Origin of the sequence: Poseidonocella pacifica, from assembly GCF_900111875.1 — a bacterium.
GTDB classification, from domain to species: domain Bacteria; phylum Pseudomonadota; class Alphaproteobacteria; order Rhodobacterales; family Rhodobacteraceae; genus Poseidonocella; species Poseidonocella pacifica.
In genome coordinates this window covers 607141-633329 of record NZ_FOJU01000003.1, presented here as the reverse complement: position 1 = coordinate 633329, position 26189 = coordinate 607141, and the positions used below count along the sequence as shown (strand labels likewise).

Annotated in this window: 28 protein-coding genes; 22 read left to right on the top strand and 6 right to left on the bottom strand. The window is 63.5% G+C overall.

What is annotated here, in order from left to right; translation table 11 throughout:
• Positions 1-46: 46 nt before the first annotated feature.
• On the bottom strand, positions 47-223 hold the full coding sequence (locus tag BM234_RS11665; protein ID WP_092064946.1) for a DUF1674 domain-containing protein: 177 nt from the start codon (positions 221-223) through the stop codon (positions 47-49).
• A gap of 71 nt (positions 224-294) precedes the next feature.
• On the opposite strand from BM234_RS11665, the gene BM234_RS11660 reads away from it, so the two are divergent.
• The 7 genes from BM234_RS11660 (at position 295) to BM234_RS11630 (ending at position 8870) form a co-directional block, all read left to right on the top strand.
• Entirely contained in the window at positions 295-1581 is a 1287-nt protein-coding gene (locus BM234_RS11660) for an RsmB/NOP family class I SAM-dependent RNA methyltransferase (protein ID WP_092064943.1), read from the top strand.
• 96 nt (positions 1582-1677) lie between these two features.
• The gene (locus BM234_RS11655) at positions 1678-3384 is read left to right on the top strand and encodes a heparinase II/III family protein (protein WP_092064940.1); all 1707 of its coding nucleotides are present in this window, start codon (positions 1678-1680) and stop codon (positions 3382-3384) included.
• Positions 3385-3471: 87 nt separating this feature from the next.
• Positions 3472-5058: a bifunctional phosphoribosylaminoimidazolecarboxamide formyltransferase/IMP cyclohydrolase gene (gene purH / locus BM234_RS11650; RefSeq protein WP_092064937.1), complete on the top strand. Its 1587-nt coding sequence runs from the start codon at positions 3472-3474 to the stop codon at positions 5056-5058.
• Positions 5058-5525, top strand: a complete 468-nt coding sequence (gene lspA, locus BM234_RS11645; RefSeq protein WP_092064934.1) for a signal peptidase II — start codon at positions 5058-5060, stop codon at positions 5523-5525. The genes purH and lspA overlap by 1 nt, the downstream gene beginning before the upstream one ends.
• Positions 5526-5598: 73 nt before the next feature.
• Positions 5599-6111, top strand: a complete 513-nt coding sequence (locus tag BM234_RS11640) for a DUF3035 domain-containing protein (protein WP_092064931.1) — start codon at positions 5599-5601, stop codon at positions 6109-6111.
• A 114-nt stretch (positions 6112-6225) separates the two neighbouring features.
• The gene (locus tag BM234_RS11635; protein WP_245752604.1) at positions 6226-7572 is read left to right on the top strand and encodes a M16 family metallopeptidase; all 1347 of its coding nucleotides are present in this window, start codon (positions 6226-6228) and stop codon (positions 7570-7572) included.
• Entirely contained in the window at positions 7569-8870 is a 1302-nt protein-coding gene (locus BM234_RS11630) for a M16 family metallopeptidase (protein ID WP_092064926.1), read from the top strand. Before BM234_RS11635 ends, BM234_RS11630 begins: the two co-directional genes overlap by 4 nt.
• Positions 8871-8995: 125 nt before the next feature.
• On the opposite strand, the gene BM234_RS11625 is transcribed toward BM234_RS11630, so the two are convergent.
• Complete coding sequence (locus BM234_RS11625) at positions 8996-9310, bottom strand: DUF1244 domain-containing protein (protein WP_092064923.1); 315 nt, start codon at positions 9308-9310, stop codon at positions 8996-8998.
• Positions 9310-10107, bottom strand: a complete 798-nt coding sequence (locus BM234_RS11620) for an N-formylglutamate amidohydrolase (protein ID WP_092065258.1) — start codon at positions 10105-10107, stop codon at positions 9310-9312. The genes BM234_RS11625 and BM234_RS11620 overlap by 1 nt, the downstream gene beginning before the upstream one ends.
• A 153-nt stretch (positions 10108-10260) precedes the next feature.
• On the opposite strand from BM234_RS11620, the gene pyk reads away from it, so the two are divergent.
• The 10 genes from pyk (at position 10261) to BM234_RS11570 (ending at position 18161) form a co-directional block, all read left to right on the top strand.
• Positions 10261-11709, top strand: a complete 1449-nt coding sequence (gene pyk, locus BM234_RS11615; RefSeq protein WP_092064919.1) for a pyruvate kinase — start codon at positions 10261-10263, stop codon at positions 11707-11709.
• 6 nt (positions 11710-11715) lie between these two features.
• The gene (locus tag BM234_RS11610; RefSeq protein ID WP_092064916.1) at positions 11716-11940 is read left to right on the top strand and encodes a hypothetical protein; all 225 of its coding nucleotides are present in this window, start codon (positions 11716-11718) and stop codon (positions 11938-11940) included.
• A gap of 120 nt (positions 11941-12060) precedes the next feature.
• Positions 12061-12261 (top strand): 50S ribosomal protein L35, encoded by a 201-nt coding sequence (rpmI, locus tag BM234_RS11605; protein ID WP_092064913.1) that lies wholly within the window; start codon positions 12061-12063, stop codon positions 12259-12261.
• A gap of 14 nt (positions 12262-12275) precedes the next feature.
• Entirely contained in the window at positions 12276-12638 is a 363-nt protein-coding gene (gene rplT, locus BM234_RS11600; RefSeq protein WP_092064910.1) for a 50S ribosomal protein L20, read from the top strand.
• Between the two features lie 169 nt (positions 12639-12807).
• Positions 12808-13881 (top strand): phenylalanine--tRNA ligase subunit alpha, encoded by a 1074-nt coding sequence (pheS, locus tag BM234_RS11595; protein WP_092064907.1) that lies wholly within the window; start codon positions 12808-12810, stop codon positions 13879-13881.
• 100 nt (positions 13882-13981) lie between these two features.
• Positions 13982-14266, top strand: coding sequence for a YrhK family protein (locus BM234_RS11590; protein ID WP_092064904.1), 285 nt, complete (start codon positions 13982-13984; stop codon positions 14264-14266).
• 69 nt (positions 14267-14335) lie between these two features.
• On the top strand, positions 14336-16732 hold the full coding sequence (gene pheT, locus BM234_RS11585; RefSeq protein WP_092064901.1) for a phenylalanine--tRNA ligase subunit beta: 2397 nt from the start codon (positions 14336-14338) through the stop codon (positions 16730-16732).
• A 12-nt stretch (positions 16733-16744) separates the two neighbouring features.
• The gene (locus BM234_RS11580) at positions 16745-17194 is read left to right on the top strand and encodes a YtoQ family protein (RefSeq protein ID WP_092064898.1); all 450 of its coding nucleotides are present in this window, start codon (positions 16745-16747) and stop codon (positions 17192-17194) included.
• Positions 17195-17417: 223 nt separating this feature from the next.
• The gene (mscL, locus tag BM234_RS11575) at positions 17418-17810 is read left to right on the top strand and encodes a large-conductance mechanosensitive channel protein MscL (RefSeq protein ID WP_092064895.1); all 393 of its coding nucleotides are present in this window, start codon (positions 17418-17420) and stop codon (positions 17808-17810) included.
• A 165-nt stretch (positions 17811-17975) separates the two neighbouring features.
• A complete protein-coding gene (locus tag BM234_RS11570) occupies positions 17976-18161 on the top strand; it encodes a hypothetical protein (RefSeq protein ID WP_245752603.1) in 186 nt (61 codons plus the stop codon).
• On the opposite strand, the gene BM234_RS11565 is transcribed toward BM234_RS11570, so the two are convergent.
• On the bottom strand, positions 18158-20041 hold the full coding sequence (locus tag BM234_RS11565) for an extracellular solute-binding protein (protein WP_092064892.1): 1884 nt from the start codon (positions 20039-20041) through the stop codon (positions 18158-18160). The genes BM234_RS11570 and BM234_RS11565 overlap by 4 nt on opposite strands.
• Positions 20042-20158: 117 nt before the next feature.
• Positions 20159-20365 (bottom strand): 30S ribosomal protein S21, encoded by a 207-nt coding sequence (rpsU, locus tag BM234_RS11560; RefSeq protein ID WP_085306716.1) that lies wholly within the window; start codon positions 20363-20365, stop codon positions 20159-20161.
• Between the two features lie 104 nt (positions 20366-20469).
• On the opposite strand from rpsU, the gene BM234_RS11555 reads away from it, so the two are divergent.
• Entirely contained in the window at positions 20470-21159 is a 690-nt protein-coding gene (locus BM234_RS11555) for a COQ9 family protein (RefSeq protein WP_092064889.1), read from the top strand.
• Positions 21160-21240: 81 nt separating this feature from the next.
• Positions 21241-22221, top strand: coding sequence for a quinone oxidoreductase family protein (locus tag BM234_RS11550; protein ID WP_092064885.1), 981 nt, complete (start codon positions 21241-21243; stop codon positions 22219-22221).
• On the opposite strand, the gene BM234_RS11545 is transcribed toward BM234_RS11550, so the two are convergent.
• Positions 22218-22850, bottom strand: coding sequence for a ribonuclease T2 family protein (locus BM234_RS11545; protein ID WP_092064882.1), 633 nt, complete (start codon positions 22848-22850; stop codon positions 22218-22220). The genes BM234_RS11550 and BM234_RS11545 overlap by 4 nt on opposite strands.
• 124 nt (positions 22851-22974) lie before the next feature.
• Here BM234_RS11545 and BM234_RS11540 point away from each other — a divergent pair, with 124 nt between their 5' ends.
• From BM234_RS11540 to BM234_RS11530, 3 genes are all read left to right on the top strand, one after another.
• Positions 22975-23733, top strand: coding sequence for a DUF1013 domain-containing protein (locus BM234_RS11540; RefSeq protein WP_092064879.1), 759 nt, complete (start codon positions 22975-22977; stop codon positions 23731-23733).
• Between the two features lie 110 nt (positions 23734-23843).
• Positions 23844-24788, top strand: coding sequence for a 1-phosphofructokinase family hexose kinase (locus BM234_RS11535; protein ID WP_092065251.1), 945 nt, complete (start codon positions 23844-23846; stop codon positions 24786-24788).
• Positions 24789-24986: 198 nt separating this feature from the next.
• Entirely contained in the window at positions 24987-26159 is a 1173-nt protein-coding gene (locus BM234_RS11530; RefSeq protein WP_092065248.1) for a type III PLP-dependent enzyme, read from the top strand.
• Positions 26160-26189: the final 30 nt, after the last annotated feature.

Here is a 26189-nt window from a genome sequence, read left to right as displayed (position 1 = left end):
TTTAAATACGACGCAGCGTCAGGAAGGCTTAACCGACGATCTCAAATCAAAAATCGACGGCCAGACCCATTTTTTCATAATCTCCATACCGCACCGGTTCGGGGCCATCACGGCCTCCGAGCTCATTAGGCAGTTTGAAATCGCCCTGCGCGCGCCGGCGCTCCTCTGCTTCGGCCAATGCGCGTTTTGCAGCGTCTGGAAGGTCCTTGTGGGGGTCGGTCATATGCGTCGGCTTTCCTCGTCTCTGTCCCCTTGATATACGCACGGAACTTTTCAGGACAAGCGGGTAAGACGATGAGCCAATCGGAAGATCAATCGGAGAAGCGAATCGCCGTCGATGCGCGCACGAGGGCTGTCGATCTGCTCGACCTTGTGCTTGGCGAAGGGCGGCTGCTGTCCGATGCGATTGGCAGCGGGCTTTTAGAACGGCTTGCTCCGGACGAACGCGCAAGAGCCCAGCGACTCGCGACCGAGACGCTTCGCGCGCTGGAACGGACGGACCGGATGCTTGCGCGCCATTTGCGCAAACCGCCGCCGCTTCGGATCAGAAACATCCTGCGGCTTGGAACGTTGGAACTTGCACAGGGCGCGGCTGCACACGGGGTCGTAAATGCCTCGGTAGGGATCGCGGGGGCGGGCAAGCGGACGGCGCAACTCAAGGGCCTCGTCAATGCCGTGTTGCGGAAGGTAGCGGCGGAAATGCCGGAGGGCTGGGAGAAGCTGCGGACCCCGCGGTTGCCCAATTGGCTGCGCAAGCCGCTCGTAGCAGCATGGGGCGCGCCCGCGGTTTCGGGGATGGAGGATGCGCATTTCGCCGGTGCACCGCTCGACCTCACGCCCAAGGGGGGCGCAGCCGAACTTGCTGAACGTTTGGGAGGGGAAGTGCTTTCCACCGGCTCTGTGCGGTTACGCGGCACAGTTCAGGTCAGCGCGCTTGACGGATATGAGCAGGGCGATTGGTGGGTTCAGGATGCCGCTGCGGCGCTTCCAGTAAAACTGCTCGCCCCAAAACCTGGGGAGCGCGTGCTGGACCTCTGTGCCGCACCGGGCGGAAAGACGTTGCAAGCCGCTGCGGCAGGGGCCGATGTGGTAGCGGTGGATCTTTCCGCCGCGCGTCTTGTGCGTCTGGAGGAGAACTTGGCACGGTGCCACCTATCCGCGCAGGTAGTGGCTGAGGACGGGTTGTCGCATACTGGAAAGTACGATGCGATCCTTCTGGATGCGCCGTGTTCGGCGACGGGCACCATCCGGCGGCACCCTGACCTGCCCCATGCGCGGGATGGGGCGGAAATTGCCGGATTGATCGACCTTCAAGCGGCTCTTTTGGATCACGCACTGTCTCTCCTCGCGCCGGGGGGGCGGCTGGTCTTTTGCACCTGTTCGCTTCTTCCGGACGAAGGCGAGTGCCAGATTGACGCCGCTTTGCTGCGCCATCCGGGCTTGCGCGTGGTCCCTGCCTGCGGCCCGGAATTCGAGTCCGCCTGGACCACCGAGGAGGGGGGCGTTCGCCTGCGCCCCGATTTTTGGCCGGAACGGGGTGGCATGGATGGATTTTACATGGCGCTTCTTGCTCGGGATTGAAAATCGACTGTGGCGGTGCCTGCCTGCGTGACTTGATCAGATTGCCTCGCTAGGTTGAGCTTGGCCCGCAAGCGCGCGGCCGAGGAGGCGAGCAAGATGTCCCAACCAAGGGTTCCTCGCGGGGTCGGTGCCATGAACCGATTGCAGGCGCGGCTGTGCGGATTGACGCGGCCGATGACCGTATTGCGCGAGATGCCATTGCCCGAAGGAGCGGGCGACCCCGATCGCGGACAGGAACTCGTGGAGGGGCATGTTCATCTCGCGGGCGTGACGGGGAACGGGGCGGACCTATGGGAAATTCCCGCACCTAATGCAAATTTCGAAGCGGCGCGACAGGGGTTCGGTTGGCTTGATGATCTGTCCGCTGCGGGTACGCCGCGCGCCCGGACGCTGGCGCAAACGTGGACGCTGGGGTGGATCACGCGCTTTGGGCGCGGCGGTGGTCCGGGGTGGACGCCAGAGCTTGCAGCTTTTCGCCTCGGGCAGATGCTGAGCCATGCGGAGATCCTTCTCTCTGGCGCTGCCCCCGAGGAAGTCTCTCGTGCGCTCGGACGGCACCTGTTGTTTCTTCGGCGTCGGTGGCGCGCGGCCCCGCGGGGGCTGCCGCAACTCCGGGCGATCAATGCCCTGCTGAAAGCGAAGGCATTCGTGGAGGGGGCGGAGGTTTCCGCCCGGCCACTGATCCGCGCGGCGATCTCGGATATCAGCGCCATTCTCACGCCCGAGGGCGGCGTTGCCAGCCGCGCGCCGGATGACCTTTTTGCCGCGTTTCGCGCCCTCTCCGATCTGCGGGCAGCGATCGCCGCCTTGGGGCTCGCCCCGTCGGAGGATCTTGACCGCGTGCTGACCCGGTCCGGGGCGATCCTCCGCGCTGTACGACATGCCGATGGAACTCTGGCGCGGTTTCACGGGGGCGGTGCCGGGGATCCTGCCGCCATTGATCGTGCCTTGGCGCAGGCACGGCTGCGCGGTGGACCCGCGCAGGGTCTGGCCATGGGGTATGCGCGGCGTACGGCCGGACGCAGCACGTTGATCGTGGATGCCGCGCCGCCGCCAACCGGGCCCGCAGCTGGATCGGCGCACGCCTCGACTCTCGCGTTTGAGCTTACCTCCGGGCGTCGCCCCATCATCGTCAGTTGCGGCACCAGTGTGGACGTTGATGCGGATTGGCGCCGCGCCGGACGTGCGTCGCTGTCTCATTCGGGTCTCGTTCTCGACGGGCGTTCTTCCGCGCGGCTGCAACCTGAGACGGATATGCTGACCGATGGCCCGCGCGACGTTCCGGCCAAGCTGTCTCTGCATGGCGGCAGCCTGCGGTTTGAAGGTGGACATGACGCCTATGTTGCGGCGACCGGGCTGACCCATGCGCGCATTCTCGACCTGTCCCCCGATGGGCGCGGGTTATCCGGCGAAGATCTCGTCGTCACGCTCGACGCCGCCGCTGGTGCGCAATTCCGTCGCGCTCTGGCCAACACCGGAGGGGGCGGGATTCCAGTCCAGATCCGGTTCCACCTGCATCCAGATGTCGAAGCCTCCCCGCACCCCGATGGTGGTGTGATCCTTGTCCTGCCAAGTGGCGAACGCTGGCATTTCGATCATGATGGGCACGCCGAGCTTACATTCGCGCCGTCCGTATATCTCGAGGCGGGCCAGCGTGAGCCGCGTCCCACGGATCAGATCATCCTGACAGGGCGGGCGACCGGGGAGGCGACGCGGGTGCGCTGGCAGTTGACGCGCACGCCTGATGATCACTCTGTTACCCGCGATCTGATCGCCGCAGCACTGCCTCTTGTGCCCGCGTGAAACGGTGTCGGGGCACCTTCGCGGTTCAACATGACCGGGTTTTGTCGTAACGGATGCGCGAATCCTCTTGTTTGACCCGGAGTTCCCATGACCGACCTTGCCCCCCTTCGCCGCGCCTTGCTCTCTGTCTCCGACAAATCGGGCCTGATCGACCTAGGCAGGGCGCTTGCCGAACGGGGCGTGGAGCTTCTTTCCACCGGCGGGTCTGCACGGAGCCTGCGTGAGGCGGGGCTTGAGGTGCGTGATGTCGCGGATGTGACCGGTTTCCCCGAGATGATGGATGGTCGGGTCAAGACGCTGCACCCCGCGGTACATGGCGGGCTTCTGGCGCTGCGCGACAATGCGGGGCACGTGGCGGCGATGGAGGAGCACAATATCGCTCCGATCGACCTGCTCGTCGTGAACCTCTACCCGTTTGAAGAGACGGTGGCCAAGGGTGCCGATTATGACACCTGCATCGAGAACATCGATATTGGCGGCCCGGCAATGATCCGGGCTGCGGCCAAGAACCACGGCGCGGTTACGACGATCGTCGACGTGGAGGACTATAACGCGCTGCTCACTGAACTCGATAGCAATGAGGGGCAAACGACGCTCGCCTTCCGTCAGCGTATGGCCCAGATCGCTTATGCCCGTACCGGTGCCTATGATGCCGCCGTCAGCACTTGGATGGCCAGCGCCATAGGTGAGCGCGCGCCGCGCCGTCGCGTGACTGCCGGAACCCTCGCCCAAACCCTGCGCTATGGCGAGAACCCGCATCAGAGTGCTGCGTTCTACACTGATGGCGGCACGCGGCCCGGCGTCGCTACTGCGTGGCAGCTTCAGGGCAAGGAACTGTCCTATAACAACATCAACGACACCGATGCCGCTTTTGGACTGGTTTCCGAATTTGGCGGCGGTAGCCCGGCCTGCGCCATCATCAAACACGCCAACCCCTGCGGCGTGGCGCGCGGCGATTCCATGAAGGACGCCTACACACGCGCCTTCGACTGCGACCGCACCTCCGCCTTCGGTGGGATCATCGCGCTCAACCGTCCCCTGGATGCGGAGACCGCCGAGGAGATCACCCAGATTTTCACCGAGGTGGTCATCGCCCCCGGTGCGGATGAGGCCGCGAAGGAGATATTTGCCGCCAAGAAGAACCTGCGCCTGCTGCTGACCGAAGGGCTCGCCGATCCTGCCGAAGCCGCGCTGACTTACCGCCAAGTCTCGGGCGGTCTCTTGGTGCAGGACAAGGACAATGGCGTGATCACCGAAGCCGACCTCAAGGTCGTGACCAAACGCGCTCCTTCCCAGCAGGAAATTGCCGATATGCTCTTTGCATGGAAGGTGGCCAAGCACGTCAAATCGAACGCCATCGTCTACGTCAAGGACGGCGCGACCGTTGGCGTCGGCGCGGGCCAGATGAGCCGCGTGGACAGCACGCGTATCGCCGCGCGCAAGGCCGAAGACATGGCCGAAGTGCTGGGCCTGCCGGAAAGCCCCACGAAGGGCTCCGTTGTCGCCTCAGACGCCTTTTTCCCCTTCCCCGATGGCCTTCTGACCGCTGCGCAGGCAGGCGCCACGGCCGTGATCCAACCCGGTGGTTCCATGCGGGATGACGAGGTGATCGCGGCGGCCGACGAGGCCGGGCTTGCCATGGTCTTCACCAGCCAGCGCCACTTCCGCCACTGATGCGCCCGGTTTCCCCACACCTCTCGGCCGCGGCACTAATCGTCTTTTTGCTGGATCAGGCGACCAAATTTCTGGTGGTGCAATGGCTTGATCTGCGCCTGCGCGGCGGTATCGACGTACTGCCGCCCTGGCTCAATTTTCGGATGGCTTGGAATACCGGGATCAACTTCGGTCTCTTTTCGGGGCAGGGCGCGCGCTGGATCCTGATCGCGGTGGCCTTTGCCATCGTGATCGCCGTGTTGATCTGGATGCGCCGCGAGCGCCCGGGAAAATGGGCCGAGATCAGCGCCGGGGTGCTGGTCGGCGGCGCGCTCGGCAACGTGGTGGACCGTCTTGCCTATGGGGCAGTGGCCGATTTCATCAACATGTCCTGTTGCGGGATCGAGAACCCTTTTGCGTTCAACGTTGCCGATGTGGCGATCTTTGCAGGCGCGATCGGGCTCGTGCTTTTTACGGGAAAGAAGTAGGGCTCAATCGGCTGGTGACGCCGCCAAAGAGATCGGCTAACACTGGTCGCGGTCCGCAAACCGGGGGAAATTCATGCGCTTGGCTCACATTCTGCTCTGCACCGGTCTTGTCTCGGCTCTTGCGGCCTGTGGCGGCAATGATCGCCTGCACCGCTTTAACGAGATAAGCGGGGGACCAGAGGAATTTCGCGCGCTTCCTGCGCGCCCGCTAGAGATGCCACAGTCCATGGCCGTCCTGCCGCCGCCCGCCTCGGGAGCCAACCTCGCAGACCAGCACCCCAAGGCCGATGCCGTGGCTGCGCTTGGTGGAAGCCCGAGCGCGCTGGTGGCGGGCGATCTTCCCGCCTCGGACGCGGCCCTCGTTGCCGCGGTGTCTCAGGCTGGGACAAGGGTCGGCATTCGTGCCTTGCTCGCGCAGGAGGATGCCGCTTTCCGCGCACGCCGGGGCCGGATAAGCACAGGCGGCCTTGGCGGGTCGGATCCTTACTTTGCGGCCTATTCGGCGCAAGCGCTGGATGCAGCGGCCGAAGCTGCCCGTTTCCGTGCGGCAGGCCTGCCGACGCCGAGCGCGCCGCCCGCAGAGTAGTCCCTGCCGCAGCGGCCGCCCTTACCGTAGTCGCGCCCGCTCACGTCTGCGTATATATGGTTGAACGCGCTGCGCTTCTGCGTACCTATGGCGCACGCCTTATGGAGGATGCCCATGCCGCGCCTGCTTGCCCTCATTCTCACCAGTTTATTCTTTGCCCTTCCGGCCCGTGCCAGTGACATGGTGACGACCTATACCCTCGACAACGGGATGGAGGTCGTCGTGATCGAGGATCATCGCGCCCCTGTTGTCGTCCACATGGTGTGGTATCGCGCAGGTGCCGCCGATGAGCCGCAGGGTTCCTCCGGGGTGGCGCATTTCCTTGAACATCTGCTCTTCAAGGGCACTGAAAAAATGGAGCCGGGCGAATTGTCGCGCGTGGTGGCCGAGAATGGCGGTTCTGATAACGCCTTCACCTCCAACGACTACACCGGCTATTTCCAGCGCGTCGCCGCCGACCGGCTTGAGTTGATGATGGAGATGGAGGCAGACCGGATGGTCAACCTTCAACTTGGCGAAGAAGAGATCGAGACGGAGCGCAACGTCATCATCGAAGAGCGCAACCAGCGCACAGAGAACAATCCCTCCGCCCTGTTCGGCGAACAGCGCGACGCCGCCCTCTATCTGCATCACCCCTACGGCACACCGGTCATCGGCTGGCGGCACGAGATGGAGACGCTGGGCCTCGACGATGCGCTCGCCTTCTACAAGCAGTATTACGCCCCCAATAACGCGATCCTCGTTGTGGCGGGCGACGTTGCCCCGGAGGATGTGCTGGCCCTCGCGGAGAAACACTATGGCCCGCTTCCGCCGAACCCCGATCTGAAGCCGCGTGAACGGGTCAAGGAACCCACCCATCTTGCCGCGCGGCGCATGGTCTTCAGCGATGTGCGGGTGGCACAGCCTTATGTCACGCGAACCTACCTCGCACCGGAGCGCGATCCCGGCGCGCAGGAGCGCGCAGCGGCCCTGACGCTGCTCGCCGATCTTCTGGGCGGGGATGGGACAACCTCGCACCTCGCGCGCAAATTGCAGTTCGAGCAACAGATCGCTGTCTATACGGGCGCGGGGTACCGGGCGACCTCGCTGGACGACACCAGTTTTAGCCTGATCGTGGTGCCGGCTGAGGGTGTCACGCTCGAAGAGGCGGAGGCCGCGCTTGACGATGCGATGGAAAGTTTCCTTGAAGAGGGTGTGGATTCCGCCGCGCTTGATCGCCTCAAGATGCAAATACGTGCCTCCACTGTCTATGAGCGCGACGACGTGGCCGCACTGGCCCGGCGCTATGGGTCGGCTCTTACTTCGGGACTGACGGTCGAGGACGTGCAGGAATGGCCCGCGATCCTTGAGGCCGTGACCGAAGACGACATACTCGCCGCCGCTCGGGATCTTTGGCGGCCCGCAAGCTCCGTCACCGGCTATCTGGTGTCCGGTTCCCCTACTGAGGAGGCCATTCAATGATCCGTTTTGCCCTGACGCTGTTGGCATTCGCGGCTGCGCTCCCGGCACGCGCCGAGGTGAATATCCAGGAGGTGACCTCCCCCGGCGGGATTACCGCTTGGCTGGTCGAGGAACCTTCAATCCCCTTTCTGTCCTTGGAAATCCGGTTCAGTGGCGGCTCCTCGCTCGACGCCGAAGGGAAACGCGGTGCGACCAATCTTATGACCGCCCTGCTCGAAGAGGGTGCCGGGGAGCTTGATGCCCGCGCCTTTTCCGAGACCCGGGATGGGCTGGCCGCATCCTTTGGCTTCTCCGCTTATGACGATGCCCTTTCGGTTTCCGCGCGAATGTTGACGGAAAACAGACCGGAGGCGATAGCCTTGCTGGAAACCGCCCTGACCGAACCTCGCTTCGATGGCGATGCCATCGAACGGGTTCGCGCGCAGGTTCTGTCAAACATTCGCTCGTCCGAGAAAGATCCCGACGACATCGCTGGCAAAACCTTTGACCGATTGGCTTTTGGGGATCATCCCTATGGCTCCGATCGGTCTGGCACAGTCGAGAGCGTTTCCGCCCTGACCCGCGACGACCTATTGGCCGCCAAGCATCGCGTCATGGCCCGTGATCGGATCTATGTGGCGGCAGTTGGCGACATCACGGCCGAAGAACTCGGCCCGCTCTTGGACGATCTTCTCGGCGGATTGCCGGAGACCGGCGCGCCGATGCCGGATCATGTGGACGTTGCGCTGACAGGTGGCACGACCGTCGTGGATTTCCCGACGCCGCAATCCGTGGCGCTCTTTGGTCATCTGGGCATGAAGCGCGACGACCCGGACTTTTTCGCGGCGTATATCGTCAACACCATCCTTGGGGGATCAAACTTCGAGTCCCGACTGATGACGGAGGTGCGTGAAAATCGCGGCCTGACGTATGGGATCTACTCTTACCTTGTGCCGAAGGACTACGCCGAGCTTGTCATGGGGTCCGTCTCCTCGGCGAACGACCGGATTGCCGAGGCTGTCGAGGTCACGAGGCAGGTATGGGCGGACATGGCGGAAAACGGCGTCACGGCGGAGGAACTCGCGGCCGCGAAGACCTACCTGACCGGCGCCTATCCGTTGCGCTTCGACGGCAACGGCCCGATTGCGGATATCCTCGTCGGGATGCAAATGCAGAACCTGCCCATTGATTACGCCGCTACCCGCAACGACAAGGTGAACGCGGTCACGCTCGAGGAGGCCAACCGTGTGGCGTCCGAGTTGCTGCGCCCCGAGTCGCTGCATTTCGTCGTGGTGGGTCAGCCGGAAGGGGCAATCTGAGGCGGACCTCTCTGGCGAGAGCTGAAAATAAGCGCGCCGCAGGCAATATGCAGCCGAACCCCCATTGGGCAGAGTAAGGAACCGGGCTGAACTGCGGCTCGCTTACTCTGTAATGCTGAGGCAGTTCAGGTTTCGGATTTCACGTTTTCAGCGAAGGATTTCTCAAAGGCCGCCTTCTTGTCGTCGCCGACGTCGGTCTGGAAGTTGGCTTTCCAGTCGGCCATGGACATGCCGTAGAAGATTTCCCGCCCTTCGTCCTTGCTCATCTCGATGCCGCGTTCATTCGCGGCTTCTTGATACCAGCGGGAGAGGCAGTTGCGACAGAACCCGGCAAGGTTCATCATGTCGATGTTCTGAACGTCCGTGCGATCTTCCATCAAATGCTTGCGCAGGCGACGAAAGGCGGCGGCTTCTAGCTCGATGCGGGTTTGGTCATCCATCAATCGGTCTCCTCGTTTTCTTTCATCTGTGCAGCGGCAAGGGCACGTTCAAGCAGAGGGGCCAGAAGACTGGCCCAGGCCCGCTGGCCGTCCTCATGCTGAATCAGGTCGTTGCGTATTTCGATCAGCACATTCATCCGCCCATGTGCCGTGGCGTGCCGGTCGATGGCGTCACCGGGCAAGTAGCCCGGATAGGGTTCATTCGCACCGACGCAAAGTGGCTCGCCGCATGCGCTCCGGATCAATTCAGCGAGGGGCCTGTCGTTGCGAAGTTGCCCGATGAACTCGCCGGCGAGCCTGTCGTCCTCCGCATAGAGAATGCCGATTTGCCACGGCCGGGGGGCACGGCCACGTAGTTGCCGCGTGAAACTGTGGATCGAGACGATGACCGGGTCATCCTGACGGTTCGCAAGATCCTCAACAGCTTGGTGGTAGGGATCGTAACATGCGGTCTTTCGGGCGGAGAGGTCTTCGGGGCCAGCATGACGATTGGCGGGGATAATCGAGCCATCATAGAGCTTCATCAGCAGCGTGGGATCGTCTTCGCCCCGGTTCGGATCGATCACCAGTCGGGAAAAATTCGACAGGACGGCATGCGCGCCAAGTGCCGTCGCAAGACGCCGGGTCACGCCCGCCGCGCCGACGTCATAGGCGATGTGGCGCGACATGTCGGACGCGGGCAGGCCCAGATCGCCCCCATTGACGAAAGGCGGAACCGTGTTCGCCGCGTGGTCGCATGTCAGCAGCCAGCGGGTGGGGCGGGGCGCTTCGAGGCGCTCGAAAGGGTGGTAAGTCATTGGCATGTCACAATCCTGAGCCACCCCATAGGGCAGTTGTGTGGAAAAGGGAATTGGGTCATAAAGCCGTCGAGCGAGGTTAGCGGTAACGGTGGTCCGCAGACGCCGCGATCCGGCCGTTTAGGTCACCGTTGACGATAGGGAAGAGAACGCATGAAACGAAATCGCAAAGTCAAGATCGTGGCCACGCTGGGGCCAGCATCAAGCGACTACGAGACAATCCGCGGCCTGCACGAAGCCGGCGCGGACGTGTTTCGCTTGAACATGAGCCACGGCAGCCACGACGACGTGCGCGCCCGGTACGACATCATTCGCCGCGTCGAAAAGGAACTCGAAAGCCCGATCGCCATTCTGGTTGATCTGCAGGGTCCCAAGCTTCGCGTCGGCACATTCTCGGGTGGGCCGGTCGATCTGGTTACTGGCGACCATTTCCGCATGGATCTGGATCCGTCCGACGGGGACAAGACGCGGGTCTGTCTGCCACATCCGGAGATTTTCGCCGCGCTGGAACCCGGCGCGCGTCTGCTGGTCAACGATGGCAAGGTGCGTCTCAAGGTGCTGGAATGCGGCGAGGACTTCGCCAATTGTGAAGTCATCGCGGGCGGCATGATTTCCGACCGCAAGGGCGTGAACGTGCCTGACGTGGTGCTTCCTCTCGCCGCGCTCTCGGACAAGGATCGCGCGGATCTTGAATTCGCCCTGACACTCGATATCGACTGGCTGGCGCTTTCTTTCGTCCAGCGGAAGGAAGATATCGAAGAAGCCCGCGCGCTCACCAAGGGCCGTGTGGCGATCATGACCAAGGTCGAGAAGCCCGCCGCCGTGAAGGCATTCGACGAAATTCTGGAGGCTTCCGACGCGATCATGGTCGCGCGCGGCGACCTTGGGGTCGAGATGCCGGTGCAAGCGGTGCCAACGATTCAGAAACGTCTGGTCCGCGAATGCCGCAAGGCCGCGAAACCGGTGATTATCGCGACACAAATGCTCGAAAGCATGATCGAAAGCCCAATGCCGACGCGCGCCGAAGTTTCCGATGTCGCCGCCGCGATCTATGAAGGTGCCGATGCGATCATGTTGTCCGCCGAATCCGCCGCAGGGCAGTTTCCGATCGAAGCGGTCACGATGATGGACAACGTCGCCATCGAGGTGGAAAGCGACAAGAACTACAACAGTATCCTCGAAGCTTCCCGTCAGGTGGCACGCGAGAGTGTTGCCGATGCCATCGTCTCTGCCGCGCGCGAAATCGCCGAAGCGACCGACATCAAGGCGATCTGCTGCTTCACCGATAGCGGCACCACCGGTGCGCTGACCGCGAGAGAGCGGCCTCGTGTTCCGATCATCGCGCTGTCGCCCAAGGTTGCCACAGCGCGCCGCCTTGCGCTGAGCTGGGGCACCACATGCGTGGTGTCCGAAGAAATCGTCTCGCGCTTCAAAATGGCCGTGGTTGGCGCGGCCCGTGCGGCCCGCAAGCTTGGCTATGCGGACGAGAAGGACTTTATCGTGGTCACCGCCGGTGTTCCCTTCAACGTGAAGGGCACCACGAACATCCTGCGGGTCGCGCCGTGCGATGAGCGGCTTATCTTCGCCTCCGAAGACGAGTAAGATCCCTTGCGGGCGGAACTGGCTCTGGTGCTGGGCGTGGTCTTTGCCGCGCTCAGCCTGCCGGTTCTTCTCAATGCATTGGTCGAACGGCGCGCCCCTCAGGTTTCAACGGCGCTCTTTTTCGCTGGAGCAGGCCTGATGGGATGGGCTCTTTGGTCAAAGCCGGCGTTGCGGGATCTGCATCTGGCCTCCGAAGCGGTGATCGATGTCATCGCTCGGGTGCTGCCCTGAGAAAAACCGCTCTACGCCCTTGCCACCCATGGGGAAGTATCGTATCTGCGCCCACTCATGCGCGGCCGGCCCGGATGGCATGCCGAGTCGCGTTCCCGACCGACTTCCGAGGAGACGGAAATGCCTAAGATGAAGACCAAGTCGAGCGCGAAGAAGCGCTTCAAGACGACCGCCACCGGCAAGGTGCTCGCAGCACAGGCCGGCAAGCGTCACGGCATGATCAAGCGCCACAAGAAATTCATTCGCGATGCACGGGGCACAACGACCCTGTCCGCGCCGGATGCCAAGATCGTCAAGGGCTTTATGCCCTACGACCGCTAAAGGAGGCTTGAGACATGTCCCGAGTTAAAGGTGGAACTACCACACACGCCCGCCACAAGAAGGTTATCAAGGCCGCCAAAGGTTACTATGGCCGCCGCAAGAACACCTTCCGCACGGCAACCCAAGCCGTCGACAAGGCGAACCAATACGCCACGCGCGACCGTAAGAACCGCAAGCGGAATTTCCGCGCATTGTGGATCCAGCGGATCAACGCCGCGGTGCGCAGCCATGACGAGGCGCTGACGTATTCGCGCTTCATCAACGGCCTGTCCCTTGCGGGGATCGAAGTGGACCGCAAGGTTCTGGCCGATCTGGCCGTGCATGAGCCCGCCGCGTTCGGCGAGATCGTGAACAAGGCGAAGGCCGCACTGGCCTGATCCCGTCAGGGTAAGAGAGTTTTGAACGCCGCGGGTCCTGCCTGCGGCGTTTTTCGTTTTGCGGTGGTCCCGACCCCGCGTGGGGCATGATCCTGCTGCGGCGGCCTAGCGGCTTGCGCCCGGTGGCGGCTGTCGCTAGTCAGGCGGGCGTGGAAGCTGGAGGCCTTTGATGGACGATCTGCGCAACAAATACCTTGCCGCCATTGCCGATGCCGCTGACGAGTCGGCGCTTGAGACGTTGCGTGTACAGGCCGTCGGCAAGAAGGGCGAAGTCAGCCTCAAGATGCGCGAGCTGGGTAAGATGACCCCTGAAGAGCGGCAGGTCGCTGGACCGGCGCTCAACGCGCTGAAAGATGAGATCAATTCCGCGCTGGCTGCGAAGAAGGTGGCGCTTGCCGACAAGGCGCTGGATGAGCGGTTGCGGGCGGAGTGGCTTGACGTGACCTTGCCGGTCCGGCCTCAGCGACGGGGATCGATCCACCCGGTCAGTCAGGTCTGGGAAGAATGCACCGCAATCTTTGCCGAGATGGGATTTTCCGTCGCCGAAGGTCCGCAGATCGACACCGATTGGTATAACTTCGACGCGCTGAACATTCCCGGCCATCACCCCGCGCGGGCCGAGATGGACACGTTTTATATGCACCGCGCCGAGGGCGACAACCGCCCGCCGCATGTGCTGCGCACCCATACCTCGCCGGTGCAGATCCGGCATATGGAAAAACACGGCGCGCCCTGCCGGATCATCGCGCCGGGCCGGGTGTACCGCGCGGATTACGACCAGACGCACACGCCGATGTTCCATCAGGTCGAGGGCCTTGCGATCGACAAAGACATTTCGATGGCGAACCTGAAATGGGTGCTGGAAGAGTTCTTCTCGGCCTTCTTCGAGATCGAGGGCATCAAGACCCGCTTTCGCGCGTCGCACTTCCCGTTCACGGAGCCATCGGCCGAGGTCGATATCCAGTGTTCCTGGGAAGACGGTCAGTTGAAGATCGGGCAGGGCGATGGCTGGCTTGAGGTTCTGGGCTCGGGCATGGTCCACCCCAAGGTGCTGTCGGCGGCGGGCGTTGATCCGGCCGAGTGGCAGGGCTTTGCCTTCGGCATGGGTATCGATCGGATCGCCATGCTGAAATACGGCATCCCCGACCTGCGCGCTTTCTTCGATTCCGACCTGCGCTGGCTGCGGCACTACGGTTTCGGCGCGCTGGAGGTGCCGACGCTGCATGGGGGCCTGAGTGGCTAGTTCCTGTTTGGGTGAATGAACCGCGAAGCGGCGAGGCTTGTGTGCAAACTTGATCCAAACTTGGCGCGCCCCATTTTTCCCTCCCAGAAGGAGGCCTTGGATGAAACTGTTCCGCCACTCCAGTCGCACCCGCAGCGCTGATGCTGAGCGGGTCTATGCGCTTTATGAACTGGCCTATACCGGTGTAGATTTCACGGCGGCGCTCTGTTTCACCGTAGGTTCTGTCCTGTTCTTCTGGAAGCAGACGGAGACGGCGGCGATCTGGCTCTTCGTGATCGGCTCGCTTTGTTTCATGGCCAAGCCAACGATCCGGCTTGCTCGGGAGGTGCATCTCTGGCGCATGGGCGAGATCGACCGTCTGGCGGAGCGAGAGCAGGGCGGTTGAGCCGTTCAAGGGTGGACCTCGGGCGGGAAATTGATATGTCAGCGCGTACTTATCCCGGAGACGAAACCCATGAAGTTCACGCTGTCTTGGCTCAAAGAGCATCTGGAAACCGAAAGCTCGCTCGATGAGATCGTCGAGACGCTGACCGACCTCGGGCTTGAGGTCGAGGGGGTCGAAGATCCCACGGCGCGGCTCGGGGCCTTTACCATTGGCAAGGTCATGCAGGCCGAGAAGCACCCCGATGCGGACAAGCTCAAGGTTTGTCAGGTGCAAACCGATGCGGGCGAGACGCAGATCATTTGTGGCGCACCCAACGCGCGGGAGGGGATCACGGTGGTGATCGCCAAGCCCGGCGTCTATGTGCCCGGGATCGACACGACGATCGGTGTGGGCAAGATCCGCGGGATCGAGAGTTTCGGCATGATGTGTTCCGAACGGGAAATGGAGCTTTCGGAGGAGCACGACGGGATCATCGAGCTGCCGTCCGGTGAGGTGGGGCAACGCTTTGTCGACTGGCTGGCCGAGCATGATCCGGCCAAAGTCGATCCGGTGGTTGAAATCGCGATCACCCCCAACCGTCCCGACGCGCTTGGCGTGCGCGGTATCGCAAGAGACCTCGCGGCGCGGGGATTAGGCACGCTCAAGCCGCAGGAAATCGCACCCGTGGCCGGTAGCTTTGCGTCCCCCATCGGGGTCAGTATCGACGGGGATGCGGCGGAGGATTGTCCGCTCTTTTGCGGCCGGGTGATCCGGGGCGTGAAGAACGGCCCGTCACCCCAGTGGTTGCAGGATAAGCTGCGTGCCATAGGCTTGCGGCCCATTTCAGCGCTGGTGGATATCACCAACTTCTTCACTTTTGATCAGAACCGCCCCTTGCATGTTTTTGACGCGGACAAGGTGTCGGGCGACTTGCGTGTCCACCGCGCACAGGGTGGAGAGACGCTGCAGGCGCTGGACGAGCGGACCTACACCTTGGAGCCGGGGATGCTCATCATTTCCGATGCCAAGAGCGCTGAGAGCATTGCCGGGATCATGGGCGGGGAAGAGTCGGGCTGTACCGGGGAGACGGTCAACGTCTTTCTCGAAAGCGCCTACTGGAACCCGGTGCGGATCGCGCTGACTGGTCGTGCGCTCAAGATAAACTCCGACGCGCGCTATCGGTTTGAGCGGGGCGTTGATCCTGCGTTCACCCCCGTCGGACTTGAGGCCGCCACGCGTATGATCCTCGATCTTTGCGGTGGCGAGGCTTCCGAAGTGGTGACGGCCGGATCGGTGCCGGAAACGGACCGGGCCTATCGCCTTGATACTGATCGGGTTGTGTCGCTCGTCGGGATGGAGATTTCGGCGGAGCAACAGCGGGAGACACTGTCCAAGCTGGGCTTCTCGCTCGAAGGCGACATGGCGCATGTGCCAAGCTGGCGGCCTGACGTGATGGGCGAAGCGGATCTGGTGGAGGAGGTGGCGCGCATGGCGTCACTGACCAAGCTAGAAGGCAAGCCGCTGCCACGTATCACCGCCGGAATTCCGGCCCCCGTCATGACGCCGATGCAGCTTCGCGAACGGGCGGCTCGGCGGACGACGGCGGCGCTTGGCTACAACGAATGCGTGACCTACAGCTTTATCGATCAGGCCGCGGCGGCGCTCTTTGGCGGCGGGACAGAGGCGACAATGCTCGCCAACCCGATCAGTCAGGACTTGAGCCATATGCGCCCGTCCTTGCTTCCCGGATTGCTGCAAGCCGCAGCGCGCAATCAGGCGCGGGGCCTCTCTGACATGGCGCTGTTTGAGGTCGGGGCGACCTTCCACGGCGGTGAGCCGGAGGAGCAAGCGACCGTGGTGACCGGTGTGCTCGTCGGGCGTACCGGGCCGAAGGATGTGCACGGGGCGTCGCGCCCGGTCGATCTCTTTGATGCCAAGGCCGATTGCGAGGCTGTGCTGGCGGCAATTGGTGCGCCGGCCAAGGCGCAGATCCTGCGCGGCGGCGAAGGGTGGTGGCATCCGGGGCGGCACGGGCGGGTCTGTCTGGGCCCCAAGAAGACGCTTGCCGTCTTTGGTGAGATCCATCCAAAAGTGCTGCAAGCCCTTGATGTCAAAGGGCCGGCTGTCGGTTTCACCATCTGGCCGTCGGAGATTCCGATGCCGCGCAAGGCGGGGGCGACGCGGGCGGCTTTGGCGCTCAATGACCTGCAGGCGGTGGAGCGGGATTTCGCCTTTGTGGTGGATTCCGATGTCGAGGCGCTGACACTGGTCAACGCGGCGGCGGGGGCCGACAAGGCGCTGGTCGAGGAAGTCCGCGTGTTTGACGAGTTCATCGGCGGCAGCCTTGGGGAGGGCAAGAAATCCCTCGCCATCACGGTGCGTTTGCAACCCAGCGACGCCACGCTCAAGGAGGCCGATATCGAGGCCGTCAGCGCGAAGATCGTCGAGAAGGTCACCAAGGCCACCGGCGGCATCCTGCGCAGCTAAGGAGGAAAGACCATGACCCTGCATGTTTACCTGTCCGGTGAAATTCACACCGATTGGCGCGAACAAATCATCGAAGGTTCCCAAGGGCTTGACGTTATTTTCAGCGCTCCTGTGACCGATCACGCGGCCTCTGACGATTGCGGCGTGGCGATCCTCGGGGAGGAGCCGAACAAGTTCTGGCACGATCACAAGGGCGCCATGGTCAACGCGATCCGCACCCGAAAGGGGCTCGAAGAAGCAGATGTTGTCGTGGTGCGGTTTGGCGAGAAATACAAGCAATGGAACGCGGCGTTTGACGCGGGCTATGCGGCTGCGCTCGGCAAATCCATCATCGTCCTGAACCCGCCAGAGCATCAGCACGCGCTCAAGGAAGTGCATGCCGCGGCGCTCGCCGTGGCGGAGGAACCACGTCAGGTGGTGGAGATCCTGCGCTATGTCCTGACGGGGACGCTTCCGGGCTAAGTCTCTGAAAAGCGGGTATGACTTTTGTATGACAAACGTATGACTCGGCGTCATATGATCGTGTGACCCGCATTTTGCGCCCGCACGGCGGCTTACGTAGTCGCGACGCTACGTCAACTATCCTTTTGGACCAGCCCGCCGCTGTGTCATGTATCCAAGGTTAACTGTAAGTAATGCGCCATCAAGGGCCCGAACGGCCCGGACAGTTATAAGGGACAGATACATGCTTCAGGAATTCAAAGACTTCATCGCCAAGGGCAACGTCATGGACATGGCGGTCGGGATCATCATCGGCGCGGCGTTCACCGCGATCGTCACATCGCTGGTCGGCGATTTGATCAACCCGATCATCAGCCTCTTTACCGGCGGCATCGATTTCTCGGGTCTTGGCGTTCGCCTGACCGAAGGTGAAGACGGGGCCGTGTTTGCCTATGGCAACTTCATCATGGCCATCATCAATTTCCTGATCATCGCTTTTGTGGTGTTCATGCTGGTCAAGATGGTCAACCGCGTCAAAGCCGCGTCCGTGCGTGACGAGGATGTTGCGGTTGAGGTCGATACCGGCCCGTCCGAAAAGGATCTGCTGATGGATATCCGCGAGTTGCTGCGCAAGTAAGCCACTTTTCCGATTTGAGATGGAACGCCCGCGCAGGGATCTGCGCGGGCGTTTTGCGTTGGGGGGCTGAAACCTGCCGGTCTCGCTGCGCCGCGGCGTGCCGAATCGATGCGCATTGGGTAGTCTGGCCGTCCTTCGCACCACAGCGGACAAAGGAGATCACGCATGATCGAAGCCATCAAAGTTGCCGAATTCGCCCGCGCGCTGCACAGCGCGCATGGGGACCGTGCCGTTGTCGAGGTGTCCGAACGCATGCGGCGCTGTTCCGAAGGCGGCCGCACGTCCGAGGCCGAAGACTGGCGGCGGATTCGCGATGCGATCTACGCACAGCGCGGCCCGCGCCAGACCTAGCGGAGCGCGCCTGCCTCGCGGAGCGACTCGTATCGCTCCGCATCGAACCACCACGTATCGACGCCCCGATCAAAGGGCGGCTTGATGTCCGGGCGACCGAAGACATCCCAGTACGCCAGCCAGTGCGTGCCCTTGAACCAGTTCGGAATCCAGATGTGCTGGGCCCGGAGGGTGCGGTCGAGCGCGCGGGTGGCGATGGTCATATCCTCGCGCGTTGCGGCGCTGACCACCCGATCAATAAGCGCATCGACAGCCGGGTCCGCGATCCCGGTAAGGTTCAGCGTGCCTTCGGCATTCGCGCTCTGGGAGCCGAAGACGGTGCGGACCTCCACCGAGGGGGTCAGCGGCAGGACGAGCCGCGCGGTGATCATGTCATAGTCAAAGACCTTCTGGCGCTCTTCCATCTGGGCGGGGTCGATGATCTCCAGCCGGGCGTCGATACCCACGCGCTTGAGGTTCTCGATGAAGGGCAGGATGATCCGCTCGAACGAGGGGCTGTCATCGACGAAATCGAGGCGGAGCGGCTCTCCTTTCGCATTCCGGCGCTGGCCGTCGGGGCCGACCTCCCAACCGGCGGCATCGAGCAGGTCCGAGGCTTCGCGGGTTGCGCCGCGGTCGGCGGCGACGGGTCTGCTGATCCGCGGGACGACCGCGGGGGCGGTCAGGACGCGGGCGGGCAGGTCCGGGATCTGTTCCAGCAGGGCAAGTTCCGCGCCCTCGGGGATGCCTTCGGCCTGAAGATTGGAATTTTCCCAGAAACTGTCGCTGCGCTGATAGGCGCCATAGAATAGCGCCTCGTTCGACCATTCGAAGTTGAAGAGGATGCCGATCGCCTCGCGGACGCGGATATCCTGAAGATGGGGGCGGCGGAGGTTGAACCAGAAACCCTGCGCCCCCGAAGAGCGACCATCGGGGATCTCATCGAGGATGATGGAGCCGCGTTCGACGGCGGGGAAGTCATAGTTCGTGGCCCAGAGGGCGGAGCTGTATTCCTCATGCAGAAGGTATTCGCCGACCTTGAAGCTTTCGAAGGCGGCGGTGGTGTCGGCGAAGTATTCGTAGCGGAAGCAATCGAAGTTGAGATGCCCGCGGTTCACGGGCAGGTCCGCGCCCCAGTAGTCGGGATCCTGACAATAGGTGATGGCGCGGCCCGGTTTGATGTCGCGCGCGCGGAAGGCCCCGGAGGAGACGGGCGGCACGAGGGTGCTCTCATCGAAGGGAACGTCGGCATAGTAGTGCTTGGGCAGGATTTCGATCTGGCCGACATCGGCGGGCAGGTTCCGGGTCGCGGCGCCTTGGGCGAAGGTCACTTTCACGCGGGAGGGGGAGAGCGCTTCGGCCCCGGCGATATCGTCGAGGGTGATGCGGTAGTAGGGCGCGCCTTGGGTCTTGAGGGTGTCGAGGGTCCAGACGACATCCTCGGCGGTGATGGGCGTGCCGTCGGAGAACCGGGCCTCGGGGCGGAGGTTGAAGATCACCCAGGCGCGATCCTCGGGGTATTCGAGGGATTCGGCGATGAGGCCGTAATAGCTGTCTGGCTCGTCAAAGGCGCGGGCAAGAAGCGTATCGTGGAGCCGTTCGACGCCTTGGGCATATTCCCCCTTGAGGATGAAGGGGTTGAGGCTGTCGAAGGTGCGGGAGGCATAGACCCCGCGAAAGCTCATCTCCCCGCCCTTGGGGGCATCCGGGTTCACATATTCGAAATGGGGGAAATCGGCGGGATACTTGAGCGGCCCAAAGGCGGAAATGCCGTGCGCGGTGGTGATCGGTGCCGATGCGCCGGGCGCTTCGCCGGTTTGGGCCGTGGCGGTTTGCGCCGTGGCGGTTTGGGCCGTGGCGGTGGACGCCAGCAGAAGGCAGGCAAGAAGGATGCGGATCATGAACTTCCCCGTCGTGCGATTTGCACTAGCGTAGGGAGCAGCTGGCCGCAGGGCAAAGAAAAACCCCCGGGGCGCCTCTGCCGCGGGGGTCGGATTTTCGTGTTGCTGCCGGAAACTTCAGAGCATTCCTTCGCGCTGCAATTTCTTGCGCGCCAGCTTGCGGGCACGCCGAATCGCTTCGGCTTTCTCGCGCGCTTTTTTCTCGGACGGCTTTTCGAAATGCTGCTTGAGCTTCATTTCACGAAAAACGCCTTCGCGCTGCAGTTTCTTCTTCAGGGCACGAAGCGCCTGATCGACATTGTTGTCACGAACACTGACCTGCATGTGGTTGTCACCACCTTCCTAGTTAGAGTTGCGTCAAGTTGCAGGAGGTGGCCATATAGCAAAGGCCCCCTAGCTTGTCTAGGGTGGTGCAAATGGAGGCTGCGATGACAACCGGGTATGACGACACGCGCGCGGCGCTGCTTGAGGCGGCGCTGGGGCATGTGCCTTTTGACGGATGGTCGGAGACGACATTCGCCGCCGCGGCGCGGGATGCGGGGATCGAAATGGACGCGGCGCGGCGGGTTTGCCCGCGCGGGGCGCTTGATCTGGCGGTGGCCTATCACCGGGCGGGCGATGCACGGATGGAGAAGCGGCTGGCCGAGGCGGATCTGGGCGAGATGCGGTTTCGCGACCGGATCGCGGCGGCGGTGCGCTGGCGGCTGGAGGAGGTCGACAAGGAGGTCGTGCGCCGCAGCGTGACGCTGATGTCCTTGCCGCAGCACACGCCCGAATGCACCAAGCTTCTGTGGGAGACCTGCGACAAGATCTGGACCGCGCTGGGCGATACCTCGGACGACATCAACTGGTACACCAAGCGCGGAACGTTGTCGGGGGTCTATTCCTCAACGGTGCTCTATTGGTTGGGCGACACCACACCCGATCAGCGGGACACGTGGGAATTCCTCGACCGGCGGATCGACAACGTGATGCAGTTCGAGAAGTTCAAGGCGAAGGTGCGGGACAATCCTCTGCTACGCACGGTGTTCGCCGGGCCAAACTGGATTTTCGGCAAGGTCCGCGCGCCGCGCAAGGCGCCCAGTGATTTGCCCGGACGTTGGGCCCCGCGGAGCTGAACTGCGGCGCAAACCAAATTGCACGCCCCGGCTGGACGGGTAAGAGTTGCCCCCGGACAGCACATCAAGGGGAGCCGCGACATGGCCACTGCCAGAACCGTCATCATCCGTAAACACGGCGGGCCGGAGGAATTCGAGATCGAAACCCGCGAGGTCGGTGATCCCGGTCCCGGCGAGATCCGCATTCGGCATGAGGTGGCCGGGCTCAACTTCATCGACGCCTATCAGCGCAGCGGCCTGTATCCGATGGAAATGCCCCATGCGATGGGCATGGAGGGTGCGGGCATCGTCGAGGCGGTGGGCGAGGGCGTCACGCATCTGAAAGCCGGAGACCGGGCCGCCTATGCCGCGATGCCGCCCGGCGCCTATGCCGACGCCCGCGTCATGCCGGCGGCGCAGGTCTGTCCCTTGCCCGAGGGGATCGCCTTTGAGACGGCTGCGGCAATGATGCTCAAGGGGCTGACGGCGGAGTATCTCTTTTGCCGGACGACCCCGATCAAGGCGGGGGATACCGTGCTGTTTCACGCAGCAGCGGGGGGCGTTGGCCTGATCGCCTGTCAGTGGGCAAAGTCCGAAGGTATCCGGCTGATCGGGACGGCGGGCACGGATGAGAAATGCGCGCTGGCGGTGGAGAGCGGCGCGGATGCCTGCATCAACTATCGCAATGAGGATTTCGTGGCGCGGGTGCGGGAATTGACCGACGGCAAGGGTGTCGATGTGGTCATGGATGGCGTCGGCAAGGATACGTTCGACGGATCGCTCGATTGCCTCAAACCGCTGGGTATGATGATTTCCTTTGGCAATGCCTCGGGGCCTGTGCCGCCGCTCAACATCGCGACGCTTGCCGCCAAGGGGTCCTTGAAGGTGACGCGCCCGACGTTGTTCACCCATATCGGTGATCCGGACACCTGTCAGGCGATGGCGCGGCACCTGTTCGACAAGGTGCTGGCGGGGGATGTGACGCTTCGGATCGACCAGCGCTATCCGCTGGACCAGATCGCCGAGGCGCATCGCGCGATGGAAGCGCGGGAGACCACCGGCTCCACCGTCATCACGCTTTAGCGGATCGGATCGAAGAGGGCGTCATCCGCGCGGCAATCGCGGACGACGTCCTGTCCGCAGGGCACCGGGTCGAGCGCCTTTGACAGGCACAGGCGCGCTTCCTGAATGCGGCCCGCCTTGCAGGTGATGGTGATCATGTCCGGCTCCCATGCGGGATTGGCCTTGAGGAAGGCCTCTTCGACGACGCGGGCGGGCAGGCGGACCGGATCGGTCAGTTTGCGAAAGACCTCGGGGCGGTTCACGGCGTCATAGGCCGCGCGGGCCGTGGAGAAATACCTCTGGGAGGAAAGCCCGGTGCAGCGTCCGTGCTTTTGCCATTGATACCATGCAAGGCCGCTGGTCCCCATGATATCGGCCATCTGGGCGGTCTCAGTGCGGGTGGGATTGCGCGCCGTGCTGGGACAGTTGGCGGGGTATCCGCGGTGATATTGGGGCCAGAGCCCGTGCAGCACCCAGCCGTGATCGCGCGCCGGATCGCATTGCGGCGAGTTGCGGCTGTCGCCTTCGAGGGCGCACCACGTTGGGGACCAACTGAGGCTCAGGACATAATAGTCGAACACGCCCGCGCGATCCCCGTCGGCACGGGCCATCCCGGTGAGCAGAAGCAGGCAGAGCAGGGCGTTGCGCATTTTCGCTTTCCATTGACCTTCGGGATCACTATATAGCGCCGGAGTTCCCCGACAACGGAAACCGTCCCGGCCCCCGGGACCGCCCTTCCAGGCGACGGGAAAGATATGCGTTAGGAGATCAACGATGGCAAAACCGATCATGGCGAGAGCGACGGCTGTCTGGCTGGTGGACAACACGACACTGTCCTTCAAGCAGATCGCGGATTTCGTCGGGATGCACGAGCTTGAGGTTCAGGGCATCGCCGACGGGGATGTTGCCTCGGGGGTGAAGGGCTTTGATCCGATCGCCAACAACCAGCTTGAGCAATCCGAGATCGACAAGGCCGAGAAGGATCCGCTGTACCAGCTGCGGCTGAAGTTCAACCCGGCTGCGGCGGGCGAGGAAAAGCGACGTGGGCCGCGGTATACGCCGCTGTCCAAGCGTCAGGACCGCCCCGCGTCGATCCTCTGGCTGGTCAAGTTCCACCCTGAACTGACCGATGGTCAGATCGGCAAGCTGGTCGGCACCACCAAGCCGACGATCCAGTCGATCCGCGAGCGGACGCACTGGAACATTTCCAACATCCAGCCGATTGATCCGGTTGCGCTTGGGCTGTGCAAACAGACCGAGCTTGACGCCGCCGTGCAAAAGGCCGCCAAGCGGCGCGAGGCCGAAGGCGCGGTCATGACGGACGACGAGCGGCGCAAGCTGGTCTCCACCGAGCAGAGCCTTGGCATGTCGACCGAGCCGCGCATCCCGACGGCGATCGAAGGGCTGGAAACCTTCAGCCTGTCCGATGACAACTCCGACGAGGATGACGACATCAACAGCGGCCCCGTGCCGGATGCCGCCACCTTCTTCAACCTGCCGGAGAGCAGTGACGACGACGACGAACAGCCCTGATCCGAGGTAGCTGATCCGCGCGCGCCCTCCGGGCTTGAGGCGCGGCGTCTATGCCCTAGAGTGACCCCCGGATGGCTATGCCCGTCCGGGGGTTTTTCTTTGGAGCAACCATGCGACCCATCGTGACGCTGACCCTGAACCCGGCACTGGATCTTTCGTCCACGGCGGCCGGTATCGTGCCTGATCGCAAGCTGCGCTGTACCGCGCCGCGCTCGGACCCCGGAGGCGGCGGGATCAACGTGGCCCGCGCGATCAAGCGGCTTGGCGGCGAGGCTACGGCCTTTGCCGCGCTGGGTGGGCCGACCGGCGCGCGGATGGCGGAGTTGCTGGCGGCGGAGGGAATCTCCTGTCGCCGTTATGAGGCACCGGGGGAGACACGGATGAGCCTCGCGGTGCGCGATACCGAGCGGGGCGGGCAATATCGCTTTGTCCTGCCGGGGCCGGAATGGACGCCCGCAGCGGAAGACGCGCTTCTGGCGGATCTGGGTGGTGGTGTGCCGGAGGGCGCGCTCGTTGTGCTGAGCGGGAGCCAGCCGCCGGGGATTTCCGCCACCTTTCCCGCCCGTCTGGCGGCGGTGCTCGGGGGGCGGGATCTGTTGGTGGATACCTCCGGTGCGCCGATGCTTGCCCTGCGGGAGGCGCGTGCGCCGCTCTTTGCCCTGCGGCTTGACGGGCAGGAAGCCAGCGAGATGGCCGGGCGCGCGATCACCTCGGTGCCCGACCTTGCGCAGCTTGCCGCCGGGCTTGTGGCAGAGTGCGTCGCGGCGCATGTCATCCTCGCGCTTGGGGCCGAGGGCTCGGTGCTGGCGTCGCGGGGCGCGGAGGGCGCATTTCATGCAAGACCGCCCCGGCGCGAGGTGGTGAGCGCGGTGGGGGCGGGCGACAGCTTCATGGGGGGATTCGCCCAGGCGCTTGCCATGGGGCAGCCGCCCGAAGAGGCGCTGCGGCTTGGTACCGCCGCCGCCTGCGCCGCGGTGATGAGCGATGCGACGGAGCTTTGTTCGGCAGAAGATGTTGCTGCGATCCTGCCGGAAATCGTGCTCGCCCGGCCATAGGGCATCAGCCATGCACCGCGCGCAACGGCAGGGGGCAAAATAATTCTTGCACCGACTCACATTGCGCCCTATCTGGCCCGTAAGACGCCAACGCACGCGCCTCTGGCCGGTGGCTCGCCTCTCGAGTTTACGCAGCGACGGTAACGTCTCCCTTCGATGTCTAGTGGTCCGCAAGGGCCCGGTCCTATGGAGATGCTCATGACCGTTTCATTCTACGGCTCCGCCGTGGCCGATCCCGTATTCCTGCCCGATGAGGCGCTCAACTACATCGCGACGCACGAATTCGACCGTCCGACGCTTGTCCTGAGCCTCGATCGCGTTGCCCAGCAGTATGACGCGCTGGCCGGTGGCCTTGGCCGTGCCGCGATCCACTATGCGGTGAAAGCGAACCCCGAGCCCGAAGTTATCCGCCTTCTGGTTGAGCGCGGCTGTCACTTTGACGCGGCCAGCCGGGCCGAGATCGAACTGTGCCTTCAGCAGGGCGCTCATGCCGAGGATATCTCCTTCGGCAACACGGTGAAACGCGGCTCCGACATTGCGTTCGCGCGCTCCGTCGGTGTGGTTCTGTTCGCGGCGGACGCCGAGGAAGAGCTTGAGAAGATTGCCGTTCATGCACCGGGCGCGCAGGTCTATCTGCGGGTGATCGTCGAGAATTCCTCCGCCGATTGGCCCCTGTCCCGCAAGTTTGGCTGTGCGCCCTCTGCGCTTCCCGGCCTGCTTGACCGCGCTGTTGCGCTTGGCCTGCGGCCCGTTGGCCTGTCGTTCCACGTCGGCTCCCAGACCCGCAAGGCCGCCATGTGGGGCCCGGTTCTGGATCAGGTCGCGATCCTTTGGAACAACGCCAAGGCGGCGGGGCACGACCTTGACCTGCTCAACATCGGCGGCGGTTTCCCCGCCTTCTACGATGCGCCGGTCGAAGCGCCCCGTGGCTATGCCGCCGCGGTGATGGAACAGGTGCACGCCCGTTTTGGCGATGTGCCCCGCATCATGGCGGAGCCGGGCCGGGGCATGGTTGCCGAAGCCGGGCATATCGTGGCCGAAGTGCTGTTGGTGTCGCGCAAGCAGGAAAGCGATCTGCACCGGTGGGTCTATCTCGACATCGGCAAGTTCTCCGGCCTCGCCGAGACGATGGACGAAGCGATCCGCTACAAGTTCCTCACCACCCGCGATGGCGGTGAGACCGGGCCTTGCGTGCTTGCCGGACCGTCCTGCGACAGCGCGGACATTCTCTATGAGAAGCGGCCCGTGAACCTGCCGGCCGATCTCAAGGCCGGGGACCGGATCGTGATCCGCAACTGCGGCGCCTACACCACGACCTACGCGAGCGTGGGCTTCAACGGTTTCCCGCCGCTGGACGTGGTCGTTCTCTGATCCCAGTCGGGGTGCCTTGCGGGGCGCCCC